Below are 12,501 nucleotides of genomic sequence, written 5' to 3' on the forward strand. Positions count from 1 at the left end.
TCTATTATCTAAAATTGACATAAAGGATAGAAGTGTCATTTTGTATATTTTTCATTAAAATTGTAAATTAGTTCCTTTGGAGGAGGCGGAAATGTTCTGTTCCCATATCCTTAGGTCCTGTTTTTGCAAGCTGCCGCCATTTCTGTTTTTACCGCCTCTCCTCCCAAGCTTAGCTCGTACATATGAAAGGCAGTTTGACCCTCTCTTTCGCTCTTGCTGGCTCTCTTCTTTACCGTGTTTTCTTTTGACTTCTGACAGGTAGGGTGAACCTGATTGCTAGATACTGTGACTAAAAAATAAACGTTTTTTTGGTTAATATGCCAATGAACTATCATGTTCCTCCTTCTATAATGAAGTCACTATAACGGCCAGAGGGGGGAGTACATGGAAAAGCAAAAGCTTTCAGTAAAAAACAGCATCACAGATTATATTGAATGGCTCGCCCAATACGGTGCGTCCGCGGACGGCGGCGTAACGAGGCTTTTATACACAAAAGAGTGGATGGACGCACAGCTTGCCGTGAAAACAGAAATGTCTTCTTTCGGGCTTGAAACAAGATTCGACGATGTCGGGAATGTGTTTGGAAGGCTTTCGGGCACCCAGTCTCTGGATGAAGTCATTGTAACCGGTTCACATATCGATACTGTTATCAACGGGGGGAAATACGACGGCGCCTATGGTGTTTTGGCGGCAATGCTTGCGATAAAGCAGCTCAAAGAGGTCTATGGAGCGCCGAAAAAAACACTCGAAGCGGTATCCTTATGTGAGGAGGAAGGCAGCCGTTTTCCACTGACCTATTGGGGATCAGGGAATATGACGGGTGTTTTTTCATTACAGGATGGAGCAGAGCCAAGAGACGAATCAGGAGTCTCACTGCAAACTGCGATGCATGAGTGCGGTTTTGGCAAAGGCGTGTTTCAGCCGGCATATCGGACAGATATCAGCGCTTTTGTTGAGCTTCATATTGAACAGGGGCAGACGTTGGAAATGTCAGGCCGGGATCTCGGCATTGTGACAAGTATTGCGGGGCAGAGGCGATATCTCGTCACGCTGGAAGGGGAATGCAATCACGCGGGAACCACCTCCATGAAATGGCGCAAGGACCCGCTCGCAGCCAGCAGCCGTATCATTCATGAGCTGCTGCTGCGGTCGGAGGAGCAGCCGGAGGAGCTCCGTCTGACATGCGGAAAAATAACGGCAGAGCCCAATGTAGCCAATGTCATACCGGGACGCGTCCAGTTTTCAATCGATATTCGCCATCAGCATCAGCACGTGCTGGAGCAGTTTCATAAAGACATGGTTGCTTTGATCAATGGTATTTGCCATCAAAAAGGAATTCGCCCCGTGATTGATGAATATATGCAGATAGAGCCTGTGCCGATGGACGAAAGGCTGAAGGCTGCGGCTTTTGAAACAGCATTAGAAAACGGCATCAGCTGTGAGGAAATGGTGAGCGGAGCTGGGCATGACGCGCAAATGATTGGAAGGCGTTATCCTGCTTGTATGCTGTTTGTGCCAAGCCGGGGCGGCATCAGCCACTCGCCGAAGGAATATACCCCAGCCAGACAGCTTGAGATCGGCGTCCGCGCACTGACTGATTTATTACACAAACTGGCTTACTGATAAAGGAGGAATGGCTGTGTCAGGCAGAAGAGAATTATGCACCCCGTTAAGAACGATTATGACGCCGGGGCCTGTTGAGGTTGATCCGCGGGTATTAAGAGTAATGAGCACCCCGGTTGTCGGCCAATTTGATCCGGCGTTTACCGGTATTATGAATGAAACGATGGAGATGCTTCGGGAGCTGTTTCAAACGAAAAACCGCTGGGCATACCCGATTGACGGCACTTCACGGGCGGGTATTGAAGCAGTGCTGGCTAGCGTAATAGAGCCGGAAGATGATGTGCTCATTCCCATTTACGGCCGTTTCGGTTACTTGCTGACTGAAATCGCCGAGCGGTATGGGGCGAATGTTCATACGCTTGAGTGCGAATGGGGAACGGTTTTTGACCCGGAGGACATCATACGGGAGATAAAAAAAGTGAAGCCAAAAATTGTGGCGATGGTGCATGGAGAAACATCGACAGGACGGATTCACCCGCTGAAAGCGATCGGTGAAGCCTGCCGCACTGAGGATGCATTGTTTATCGTCGATGCAGTCGCAACGATCGGGGGCTGTGAGGTCAAAGTCGATGAATGGAAGATTGACGCTGCTATCGGCGGGACGCAAAAATGTTTGTCTGTGCCATCAGGAATGGCGCCAATTACATATAATGAGCGGGTGGCGGATGTGATTGCAGCCCGCAAAAAGGTGGAGCGCGGGATTGCGACACAAGCTGACAGGGCAGCACTTTCGGAAAAACGGCCAATTACAAGCAACTACTTTGATTTGAGCCAGCTTGAGGATTATTGGAGCGAAAGACGGCTCAATCATCATACAGAAGCGACGACGATGCTGTACGCCTTGCGTGAGGGGGTCAGGCTGGTGCTTGAAGAAGGCCTTGAGGCACGTTTTGAGCGGCATCGGTACCATGAAACCGCATTAGCAGCAGGAATAAAGGCAATGGGGCTAAGATTGTTTGGAGATGAAAGCTGCAAAATGCCTGTTGTCACCTGTGTTGAAATTCCCGGGGGCATCGATGGCGAGTCTGTCCGTCGTGTGCTGCTGGAACAATTCGGTATCGAAATCGCCAGCTCATTCGGCCCGCTCGCAGGGAAGATCTGGAGAATCGGCACGATGGGCTACAGCTGCAGAAAAGAAAATGTGTTATTCGTGCTTGCCGGTTTAGAGGCTGTGCTTCTCAGACATAATGCAGGTATCGAAGCAGGAAAAGCGCTCCAAGCGGCGCTTGATGTATATGAAAACGCTGGCCGCCAGGCAGCGGTGTAAAGAAAAGCTTGCGGACATCCGCAAGCTTTTTTAAGTTATCATTTCGTGTTTTCTCCAATTTGATTTTCTTCGTTTGACTCTTTTTACAAATCCTCTTTCTATGTGTTTCATTTTCTGACAAATCATGAGTCATTTTCTCTTCCATCATCTATTCTTTATACAAGTTACCTATAAATCACGCGGAACTCGTTGTTTCTCACAGCAATTTTTGAGAGGAGGATGCAGCATTGGGAAATTTCCACACGGTGTTAGACGCGCTCCTGGAAGAACAGGAGGAGGCTGTGCTGGCGACCATTGTTCAGGTTGAAGGCTCCGCATATCGAAAAGCAGGCGCTTCTATGCTCTTTAAGAAAAGCGGCCAGCGGATTGGCTTGCTGAGCGGCGGGTGCGTGGAAGAAGATTTATGCCAACGAATCAGTGCGCTGGGCGATCAGCTCACGTCAGCGCTGCTTCTCTACGACATGCGGGCGGAGGATGATCTGTCCTGGGGCATGGGAGCCGGGTGTAACGGCATGATTCATGTTCATGCGGAGCGAATCACTCAGGAAAAAAGGCGTCACTATGAAAAAGTGAGGGAATGCCTTCATTCAGGCAAAGCTGTCACTTCTATTGTAAAGATTGAATCCTCCCATTATTTATTTCTGACGGAGAATGGGCATTTTGGGAACTGGCCGGACGCGCCTCTGCAAAATATTCAACGTACTGTTTCAACGCTTCATTTACCGCATTTCGATCCGCCAACTACCATGTTTATTCAGCGAATTGAACCGAAACCGCGTCTCATTCTGTTCGGGGCGGGACCGGATACTGTACCGCTGGCCAATTTGGCGGCTGATACAGGGTTTTCTGTTATCGTGACGGATTGGCGGCCCGCTTATTGCACATCCTCTCTTTTTCCAAAAGCGGATCAGCTGATCACCGCTTTTCCTGAACAAATGCTCAGCGAATTCCAATTTTCTTCGCATGATGCAGCAGTTGTGGCAACCCATCATTATCAGCACGATCAAATGATCATCAACTTCTTATTTTCTCAAAATCTCCATTACATTGGACTGTTGGGTTCGGCAAATCGTACAAAACGGCTGCTGAACGGAAAACAGCCTCCGTCTCATTTTTACAGTCCGGTCGGGCTGGACATCGGTGCGGAAGGTCCCGAGGAAATTGCGGTAAGTGTAGTTGCAGAAATCATTCAAACAAGAAAACGGGTGGCGGTTGTATGAGAAGCCCCTATCTGGTTGGGGTATTTCTCGCTGCCGGCAATAGCAAAAGAATGGGCCAAAACAAGCTGGCTTTGCCGCTAAAAGAAGAAACCATCGGCTCACTTTCTTTGAAAACAGCTCTGTCGTCCCGCCTTGATCATGTGCTGGTCGTCGAGCGGGCAAAGCATGCCTCCCTTGAGTGGATAGGATCGCCATATCAAGCACCGCCTTTTCAAAAACGCTGGAGCCTGCATGTTTGTCAAGACGCGGAAAAGGGTCAGGGGCATTCAGTCAGCAGCGGGGTGCGGAAAGCAGAAAGCATGGGGGCGGACGGCGTTGTCATTTTGTTAGCCGACCAGCCTCTTCTTTCCGTTGATCATCTCAATGCCCTTGTGGCACTGGCTCCTGAGTCATTTGCCGTGTCATCATTTTTAGGGGCGTTCACCCCGCCAATTTACTTCTCATCGGCTTGTTTTCCTTATGTAAAGGGGCTAAAGGGAGATGAAGGGGCTCGCAGGCTCCTGAAAAGCGGACAGCTTGGAGCAGGTGCGGTTTTGGAGGCAAAGGGAAGCGGTGAGTTGAACGATATTGATACACCAGAGGAATATGACATGGTAAGGAGGGCGATGGCTTGAACGGCCAAGTGACCAAAGCAAGGATGAATATTCAATTGTGGAGGCCGTCAGCGCTTGATGAGGCCTATTCGCTTTTGCAGCAGCTTGCTCCGGATGTATGTGCCGCATCGGGAAGCACGCTGCTTCAGCTTCAGTGGGACAAAGGAATTTTGCCGAAACAGCACCTTGTCAGCCTTGAAGGGATTGACGAGATGCGAGGGATAAGCGTCAGTGGCACCCACGTGTCGATCGGGGCGCTGACCACACTGAGTGAATGCAGAAAGAACCCTTTGATCAAGAGCGCAATTAGCTGCTTCAGTGAGGCTGCTTCCGCTGTCGCCTCACCTGGAATCCGCAGCCAGGCGACAATTGGCGGAAACATAGCGAGTAAAATCGGTGATTTGATTCCGCTTTTGCTTGTGCTTGATGCTGAGCTTATCGTGTATCAAAAGGAACAGATCAGGCTGCCGCTAGGCGCTTGGCTCGTGGATGGAGACTTTAAAACGGCTATCGTTACGCGTGTCATCGTCCCGCGGGCGGAGGGAGAGCGTGTATTTTACCGCAAGCTTGGGAGGCGTCAGGCTTTTACAGGAGCGGTTGCTGTTGCAGCCGGACGTTTTTTGAAAGACGGCGGCATTCGTCTCGCCGCTGGCCATGCCGATATCACACCTGAAAGATTATTGGACAGCGAAGCGAAATGGAAGGCACCAGGGTGGGACCCGCATGAGCTGTACAAAACACTTATCCATGAGCTGCCGTTTTCCGCAGATGATTTTATGTCAGCGGCATACAGAAAAAAAGCCGCTGCCAACGTCATCATGGCAGAGCTGATGGCTGAGGGAGGGGAATAAATGATCATCAACAAACCATCAAGAGTCAGGCCGGATGGAAGGGAAAAGGTCACAGGGGAACTGAAATATATGACCGATCTCAGCTTTCCAGGAATGCTGTATGGCAAAGTGCTGAGAAGTGCTTATCCTCATGCAGAGATTGTGTCGATTTGCACGTTGAAAGCTGAGAAAGTGGAAGGTGTGCGGGCCGTCGTCACGCATAAAGACGTTCCCGGCTTAAACCGATTTGGCATTGTCATCCCTGATCAGCCGGTTTTATGCGAGGACAGGGTGCGGCATGTCGGAGATGCGATCGCCGCAGTTGCTGCGGAAACGGAGGAAATCGCGGAGGCTGCGCTGGAGCTGATTTGCGTTGAGTATAAAGAACTGGAGGTCATTGATTCACCTGAAAAAGCGCTTCAGCCGGGCGCGCATAGACTGCACGAGGACGGGAATATCCTGCACAGCGCGTTTTTTTCAAACGGTGATGTGGAAGAGGGTTTTCGAGCATCTGACACAGTCCTTGAAGAAACCTATGAGCTTCCGCGGCAGATGCATACGTATATGGAAACGGAGGGAGGCGTAGCCGTTCCGGAGGATAATGGGGGCTTTACGATGTATGCAGGCACGCAGCACGGCTATAAAGACCGGTTCCAGCTTGCCCGTATTTTTGACATTCCTGAAGAGAAGATCAGGGTTGTGTCAAGTCCGATGGGCGGCTCATTCGGAGGGAAGGATGAACTGAATATCCAGCCGTATGCTGCACTTTTGGCCTTGAAAAGCAGACGCCCGGTCAAAGTTCATCAAACACGAAAGGAATCTGTACGTTCTGGCATTAAGCGCCATCCGATGAAGATTACGATAAAAACGGGTGCGGATCATGCAGGAAATCTATTGGCGCATGACGTGAAAATTGTGGCGGACACAGGCGCTTATGCTACGCTCGGACCGGCAGTTCTTGACTTTTCTGTCGAGCACGCGGCGGGGCCGTACCGTATTCCGAATATCCGGACTGAAGGAATATCTGTATTTACGAACAACGGGGTGGCTGGAGAATTTCGCGGTTTTGGCGGCAACCAAATCACATTTGCACTCGAAACCCATCTAGATCGTCTCAGCAGCATGCTCGGCATTGATCCGCTGGAGCTGAGAGGAAAAAATATCAGAAATCCGCATGACTTGGGGCCGCTTGAGCATCGGATTGCACCAACTGACGGAGCGGCGCAAGTGTTGGACACCATTTCTAAATCTCCCATTCTTGGAAGAACAAGCCGGAAATGCGGGTATCTGCAAAGAGGCACGGGAGCGGCAATCACAATGCACGGCGGAGGGCTGGGGTATGGCCGAATGGATGCGGCAGGAGGCCGTTTGTCCCTTTCGAGTGAAGGCAAAATCACTGCTTCGTTTGGATTTGAAGAATGCGGACAGGGGATTCTAGCAGCGATTGAACAGATTGTCATGGAGGAGTTAGGTTGTGCCGCGGAGGATATTTCCATTGTTATTGGGGATACCGCAAAAGTACCGAAGTCAGGCTCCTCCACAGCATCCCGCGGCACAAGCATGGTGTGGCACGCGATCCAGCGTTTGAAGAAGCCGTTTCTAGCTCAGTTGAAAAAACGGGCGGCAGAATGGAGCGGCTGTTCAGCGGAAAACCTTATTCCCGGCGCTGCAGGATTGCGTGACAAAAACACAAAGGCGCTCGTGGTGACGTATAAGGAGCTGGCTGAAAAAGGCCCTTTGTCAGAGGAAACGGCATTTGAATTTCCAACAACGCCTGATCCTGTAGTGGGCGGCCATTTTCTTTACTCATTTGGAGCGGCTGCCGTTGAGGTGGAGGTAGATCTGTTAACAGGCGATGTCAAAGTGATAGATTGTGAGCATGCTATTGCAGCAGGTCCGGTTGTCAGTCCGCAGGGTTATCGAGGTCAAATTGAAGGCGGCGCTGCCATGGCGCTCGGCTATACGCTGATGGAGGAAGCGAAAATGACGGACGGACGTTATGCGGCGGAAAATCTCGATCACTATTTGATTCCCGGAGTCAAAGATGTTCCTGACATGAAGCTGACCGCAATAGAGGACTTAATGAAGGGTGATGCATATGGACCGCGCGGTGTTGGCGAAATCGGAACGATCGCCATCACTCCAGCTATTGTAAAGGCCATACATGATGCGGTCGGATGCTGGATAAATAAGCTGCCCATTTCAAGAGAAGAACTTCTTAACGCGATAGACAGGAAGGGGATGAAAGAATGGACGTAAAAGAGGCCGGGCCGTTTTCTGTAAAAAAGGAACAGTTGCGGATGACCGTGAATGGACAGGAGTATGAGGTTGCAGCCGTTCCTGCGACACGTCTTAGTGACCTGCTTAGAAAGGAATTTCAGCTGACCGGGACAAAGGTGTCCTGCGGAATCGGCCGCTGCGGAGCATGCTCCGTTTTAATCGACGGAAAGCTGGCCAATGCGTGTATGACGATGGCTTATCAAGCAGACGGCCACTCCATCACAACCATCGAGGGGCTTCAAAAAGAAGAGCTGGATATCTGCCAAACCGCTTTCTTAGAGGAAGGCGGTTTCCAATGCGGCTACTGCACCCCGGGCATGACGATTGCCCTTAAAGCGCTGTTTGAGGAAAACCCGCATCCGGCTGACGAAGACATAGAAGAGGGGCTGGCGGGGAATTTGTGCCGGTGTACCGGGTATGGCGGGATTATGCGGTCTGCTTGCAGGATTAGAGAAGAGTTGAACGGAGATAGACGGGAGTCCGGCTTTTAAAAGCCGGATTTTTTTAGCCTGACATTTTACTATGAAAAAGCGGTCAGACAGCGTGTGGGAAAACATACGGTACATTTCGTAGAATTGATAGCTCCAGCTTCACATAGCAAAGACGCCATAAAAACTTCTTATGGCGTCTGCCGGACAGGGAGGTGCTGATACCGCAGAGGATAGGCAAAGTCAAACTTAATAACCGCTAAAGAAAGAAGCTCCAACAATGATTAACAAAATGAATAGCACTACGATTAAAGCGAAGGAGCTGCCGAGACCGCTTGAATAACCAGAGTTTCCGCCAGAGTATCCACCAGAATTGTAGAATCCCATAATGTCACCTCCTTTAGTGGAGATAGAATAAGATATGCCAAACGATCATTTTCGACATAGATTTGAGTCTAAAAAAGAAAAAATGAATTTTTTGTCTAAAGGTGTAAGAGAGATTAAACACTATTAAAACAGACTCAAATGATGCTGCATATCAGGAGGATGATGTTTGCGTTCTGTTTGGAAAAAAAGTAAATCATAAAGAAGGACCAGCAGGGGATTTGTCCCTGTTGGCCTGAGTATGGCGGGATTAGGCTGCGGGAATGTGACAAGAGATGGTCTGTTTTTGTATGATGTTATCCGCGGATATTATCCCAACGAAACAAACGGACAGCTGCAAAAGCCAGAAGTGCAGTTGAAGCGATTAAAATAAGATAGCTGAATAACACGCCAAGAGATGGATTGTCTCCATTTAAATAATAACGCAGAAGTTCTCCAAAGTAGGTGAGAGGGATAAATTTCGATACTGTTTCAAGCCAAGAGGGAAGCAGGTTCATCGGCATAATTAATCCGCACACGATTAGCAGAGGGGCCAGCATGCCACCTGAAAGCCCATTTACAGCTTCAATAGAGAGACGCATGCTTCCCACAGTATAACCAAGTGCAAACAGCATGAGAAGCCCGATAAGTGAAACAAGCATGATTTGAGGGATATTCTGTGCTTGTAACATTCCATTGAAATAAGCGATACTAAGCAGCGCAACAAGTTGAAAAGCTGCTAAAACAAAACGAGCGCATATTTGAGAAAGCACAAAGGTCAGCTTTGATGCTTCAGTTAAACCAATTAATCGCAAAGTTCCCTGGTCCCTCATTTGTATGATAGGAGTGGAAGTTCCGTTTATAGCAAGCGTAAAGAATGCCATCACAATAATGCCAGGAATGATAAACTCAAATAAATCTGTACCGACTCCCGTAGAGCTGGAGAGAACACCAAACATAATCAGGAATAGAAACGGAAAGGCGAGAACCATAAAAAAGGTTAAAGGATTTCGAATCAGTTCTTTTATATTCATGAATAGAAGCGCAGAAAAAGCACGTTTATTCATCATACCAAAACACCCTCTCGTATTTTCTTTCCCGTAAGCTTAAGAAAAACATCTTCCAAGGTTCCCTGTTCAATGCGGATGCTGGACCACTCTGCGTCAATCTGTTTGATAATCGAAGAAATTACATTTTTGGTAATGGGTTCGGCCACGATTTCAAGCTCGTAGCCAATAGGCAGTGTTTTTATTGAAGATTTTTTTATTTCGGGAATATTTTTCAATTGAGCCACTTTTTTCTGATCGGTGTACTTTAGGAACAAGCGCTGCTGAGGACAATGGGTTTGTATTAAATCTACCGGCGTTCCGAGGGCGGCAAACTTCCCGTTATTTAAAATAGCAGTACGGTCGCATTGTGTATAGGCCTCTTCCATTGAGTGTGTTGTTAAGAAAACACTTTTCCCATTTCCCTTAAGGGATTGGATAATATCCCAGATTTGCCGGCGTGAATGAGGATCTAAAGAGGCGGTCGGTTCATCTAAAAACAAAATATCAGGATCAGATATAAGTGCAATGCTGATCAGCAGCCTTTTCCTTTGCCCCCCTGATAGTTTGCGAGTGGGTTTGTTCATCATGTCTTCTAAACCTACCAGCTTTAATATTTCTTTAGGAGATCTTGATTTATTATATAAGGAAGAAAATAATTTCAAAGTTTCTCCTACTTTCAAATAAGGAAATAGAGTGGTTTCTTGAGGCTGAACCCCAATAAATGGACGGATTTTTTCAGGCTGTTTCAATGGGTTGTAACCCATCACTGAAACTTCGCCGCCGCTTGGTTTGCGCAATCCGATGATAGATTCTAAGATTGTTGTTTTCCCCGCTCCGTTCGGACCTAAAAGCCCAAAAACTTCCCCTTTTCTCAAATCAAAAGAAATTCCCTTTATGACTTGATGATCCTCGTAAGACTTATTTAGATTTTGCACGGTGATAGGTAAGCTGGACTTCATGTAACTGTCACACTCCTTTAATGTTTTGGATAGAGAATGTAGCCTTCTTTTCTCAGGCATAAGATATGCCTGGGACGTTTTACATCTTTCTCGATTAGTCGTCTCAGCCGATTAATATATACATACAATGCATTCTTTGTAGCGAACCCTTCCTCTCCCCACGCATATTTTATGAGTTTGGCTTTGGATACTGGTCTGCCGTTATTGACAGCTAAACAATGAAGCAAACGAAATTGAATTCTGGAAAGGGGAATAGTGGAATTTTCATTCACCAGCATTTCACGTTCAGAGTCTAATAACCAATCGCCAATTAGAAGCATTTCTCTTTTTGTGTAATTAATCTGAATCTCCTCCTTTAGATAAGACAACTGAGACGTATGATTTCATTAGCATATACGGGAGCAAAGACAATTCAGTTCAGATGAAAATGACAAAACTTATAAAATTAGGAAAAAAGTATTATTAATCTTAACGTATATTAAGGTTTTCGACATAGATCCAGATTGATATATCTAATATAATAAATTCATAGCATAGAATTTACGTTTTTTTGAAAAAATGGAGGTGCGTGAATGGCTCATTCGTTGGAAAAACTAGTACAGCCTTTAGGAGGATTTATAAACAGAGTATCTTCCCTCCCGACCTATCCTGGTGAACCTGATTTCCCAATTCAAGTTGCATCTACGGGAGATATTTCTCAGTCTCTGTCCCATATATCAAGCTTAAATCCGGGGAAGTCGTTGACGGGAGATATGGATGGTGCAGGAGGATCACTTCACGAAAAAGATAGTCGAATTAAAGCGATTGCTGAAGCATTAGAACGATATTCCAGCTGTGTGTATAGTGAGGAACAGTTTATTTGGGCAACAGCTGAGGAATTAGAGTCGAAAGCTTTAGATTTAAAAAAAATTCCCATCTGCTCAGAAACTGAACGATCTCATCCCCGCTGCCCGGTAAATAAACCATTATTAGATTCTCCGTTGAGGTGGGTAAAGGGCATGTCTCTTCACACACAAGAAGAGACATGGATTCCAGCCATCATGACCTATTTGCATTTGCCGGCTATGAGCCAAGGTGAGCGCTTTTGGCTTCCGATTTCGACCGGCTGTGCTGCACATACCTCTTATGAACAAGCTCTTGTAAATGCGATATGTGAAGTCATTGAAAGGGACGCGATCTCTTTAACTTGGTATCAAGAACTTCCTCTTCCTCACATCATCTTTGATAAAAAGCCAGATCAAGAAATGACTGAATTTTTAAATAAAACATTCGAGAATGGAAATATCAAGCAATATCTGTTCGATGGTACAACGGACTTAGGCATTCCAACCATTTATTCCTTGCAGCTGACACCCGATAATAAAAAACTGGCTGCCTTGATTATGTGTGCGACTGATTTAAATCCTCATAAAGCAATAAACAAAGTTATGAGGGAAGCCGCTTCTTCACGCATCGCCATGATGGCAGAGCGCCCTGCGCCGCAAGATATAGATGATTTCTACAATGTGTTCCACGGCGCGACCTATATGGGGAAAGCTGAAAGGCTGCATGCCTATGATTTTCTAGTACATTCGCCGAATCAATCCAATCTTTCAGAATTACCAAACCTTGAGCAAGAAAATGCGGGAGAAAATTTAAAATTTCTTTTAAATCGTCTTGAGGAAAAGGGACTTGAGGCATTTGCAGTTGATCTGACAACCGATGAAGCCATTCATGCTGATATGCGCGTGGTTCGTGTCATTATACCCGGCCTTCAGCCTTTGTCCTTCAGTTACCGCTGCCGTTTTTTAGGGCACCAGCGTCTTTATGAAGCAACAAAAGCGATGGGTTATCCGGTGAAAACGGAGAGCGAAATTAATGCTTGGCCTCAGCCGTTTGCTTAATAAGGA

General features: G+C 47.2%; 12 protein-coding genes and 1 pseudogene. 8 read left to right on the forward strand and 5 right to left on the reverse strand.

The genetic code is table 11. The features are described from left to right. Positions 1 to 54: 54 nt before the first annotated feature. Positions 55 to 150 (reverse strand): annotated as a pseudogene (locus tag ACQXR1_RS03390) (hypothetical protein); the annotation flags it as partial. A gap of 234 nt (positions 151 to 384) precedes the next feature. Here ACQXR1_RS03390 and allC point away from each other — a divergent pair. The 7 genes from allC to pucE all read left to right on the forward strand — a co-directional run bounded on the left by allC (position 385) and on the right by pucE (position 8,304). Further along, complete coding sequence (gene allC / locus ACQXR1_RS03395) at positions 385 to 1,623, forward strand: allantoate deiminase (RefSeq protein ID WP_430771722.1); 1,239 nt, start codon at positions 385 to 387, stop codon at positions 1,621 to 1,623. Between the two features lie 16 nt (positions 1,624 to 1,639). Further along, positions 1,640 to 2,890: a (S)-ureidoglycine--glyoxylate transaminase gene (gene pucG / locus ACQXR1_RS03400; RefSeq protein ID WP_430771723.1), complete on the forward strand. Its 1,251-nt coding sequence runs from the start codon at positions 1,640 to 1,642 to the stop codon at positions 2,888 to 2,890. 227 nt (positions 2,891 to 3,117) lie between these two features. Continuing rightward, entirely contained in the window at positions 3,118 to 4,110 is a 993-nt protein-coding gene (locus ACQXR1_RS03405; RefSeq protein ID WP_430771724.1) for an XdhC family protein, read from the forward strand. Next, on the forward strand, positions 4,107 to 4,724 hold the full coding sequence (gene pucB, locus ACQXR1_RS03410) for a xanthine dehydrogenase accessory protein PucB (RefSeq protein ID WP_430771725.1): 618 nt from the start codon (positions 4,107 to 4,109) through the stop codon (positions 4,722 to 4,724). Before ACQXR1_RS03405 ends, pucB begins: the two co-directional genes overlap by 4 nt. Continuing rightward, positions 4,721 to 5,554, forward strand: coding sequence for a xanthine dehydrogenase subunit C (gene pucC / locus ACQXR1_RS03415; protein ID WP_430771726.1), 834 nt, complete (start codon positions 4,721 to 4,723; stop codon positions 5,552 to 5,554). The genes pucB and pucC overlap by 4 nt, the downstream gene beginning before the upstream one ends. After that, positions 5,555 to 7,792 carry a xanthine dehydrogenase subunit D gene (gene pucD, locus ACQXR1_RS03420; RefSeq protein ID WP_430771727.1) on the forward strand — a complete coding sequence of 746 codons (2,238 nt, stop codon included), beginning with the start codon at positions 5,555 to 5,557 and terminating at the stop codon, positions 7,790 to 7,792. Further along, a complete protein-coding gene (pucE, locus tag ACQXR1_RS03425) occupies positions 7,783 to 8,304 on the forward strand; it encodes a xanthine dehydrogenase subunit E (RefSeq protein ID WP_430771728.1) in 522 nt (173 codons plus the stop codon). The genes pucD and pucE overlap by 10 nt, the downstream gene beginning before the upstream one ends. A gap of 186 nt (positions 8,305 to 8,490) precedes the next feature. Here pucE and ACQXR1_RS03430 read toward each other — a convergent pair whose 3' ends face one another. The 4 genes from ACQXR1_RS03430 to ACQXR1_RS03445 form a co-directional block, all read right to left on the reverse strand. After that, positions 8,491 to 8,628, reverse strand: coding sequence for a YjcZ family sporulation protein (locus tag ACQXR1_RS03430; protein WP_069150253.1), 138 nt, complete (start codon positions 8,626 to 8,628; stop codon positions 8,491 to 8,493). Between the two features lie 293 nt (positions 8,629 to 8,921). Further along, positions 8,922 to 9,674 carry an ABC transporter permease gene (locus tag ACQXR1_RS03435; protein ID WP_014665278.1) on the reverse strand — a complete coding sequence of 251 codons (753 nt, stop codon included), beginning with the start codon at positions 9,672 to 9,674 and terminating at the stop codon, positions 8,922 to 8,924. Next, positions 9,671 to 10,612, reverse strand: a complete 942-nt coding sequence (locus ACQXR1_RS03440; RefSeq protein ID WP_069840285.1) for an ABC transporter ATP-binding protein — start codon at positions 10,610 to 10,612, stop codon at positions 9,671 to 9,673. Before ACQXR1_RS03440 ends, ACQXR1_RS03435 begins: the two co-directional genes overlap by 4 nt. A gap of 17 nt (positions 10,613 to 10,629) precedes the next feature. Further along, entirely contained in the window at positions 10,630 to 10,932 is a 303-nt protein-coding gene (locus ACQXR1_RS03445; protein ID WP_040081914.1) for a winged helix-turn-helix domain-containing protein, read from the reverse strand. 252 nt (positions 10,933 to 11,184) lie between these two features. Here ACQXR1_RS03445 and ACQXR1_RS03450 point away from each other — a divergent pair, with 252 nt between their 5' ends. After that, the gene (locus ACQXR1_RS03450; protein WP_430771729.1) at positions 11,185 to 12,495 is read left to right on the forward strand and encodes a YcaO-like family protein; all 1,311 of its coding nucleotides are present in this window, start codon (positions 11,185 to 11,187) and stop codon (positions 12,493 to 12,495) included. Positions 12,496 to 12,501 lie beyond the last annotated feature (6 nt).

Source organism: Bacillus sp. ATD, assembly GCF_050585765.1.
In the GTDB taxonomy this organism is placed as follows: domain Bacteria; phylum Bacillota; class Bacilli; order Bacillales; family Bacillaceae; genus Bacillus; species Bacillus stercoris.

Excerpts from the sequence above, each read along its gene's own strand:
- pucB (WP_430771725.1), top strand. The coding sequence starts at position 4,107 with ATGAGAAGCCCCTATCTGGTTGGGGTATTTCTCGCTGCCGGCAATAGC.
- ACQXR1_RS03430 (WP_069150253.1), bottom strand. The coding sequence starts at position 8,628 with ATGGGATTCTACAATTCTGGTGGATACTCTGGCGGAAACTCTGGTTAT.
- ACQXR1_RS03440 (WP_069840285.1), bottom strand. The coding sequence starts at position 10,612 with ATGAAGTCCAGCTTACCTATCACCGTGCAAAATCTAAATAAGTCTTAC.
- pucE (WP_430771728.1), top strand. The coding sequence starts at position 7,783 with ATGGACGTAAAAGAGGCCGGGCCGTTTTCTGTAAAAAAGGAACAGTTG.
- ACQXR1_RS03450 (WP_430771729.1), top strand. The coding sequence starts at position 11,185 with ATGGCTCATTCGTTGGAAAAACTAGTACAGCCTTTAGGAGGATTTATA.
- allC (WP_430771722.1), top strand. The coding sequence starts at position 385 with ATGGAAAAGCAAAAGCTTTCAGTAAAAAACAGCATCACAGATTATATT.
- ACQXR1_RS03445 (WP_040081914.1), bottom strand. The coding sequence starts at position 10,932 with ATGCTTCTAATTGGCGATTGGTTATTAGACTCTGAACGTGAAATGCTG.
- ACQXR1_RS03435 (WP_014665278.1), bottom strand. The coding sequence starts at position 9,674 with ATGATGAATAAACGTGCTTTTTCTGCGCTTCTATTCATGAATATAAAA.
- pucD (WP_430771727.1), top strand. The coding sequence starts at position 5,555 with ATGATCATCAACAAACCATCAAGAGTCAGGCCGGATGGAAGGGAAAAG.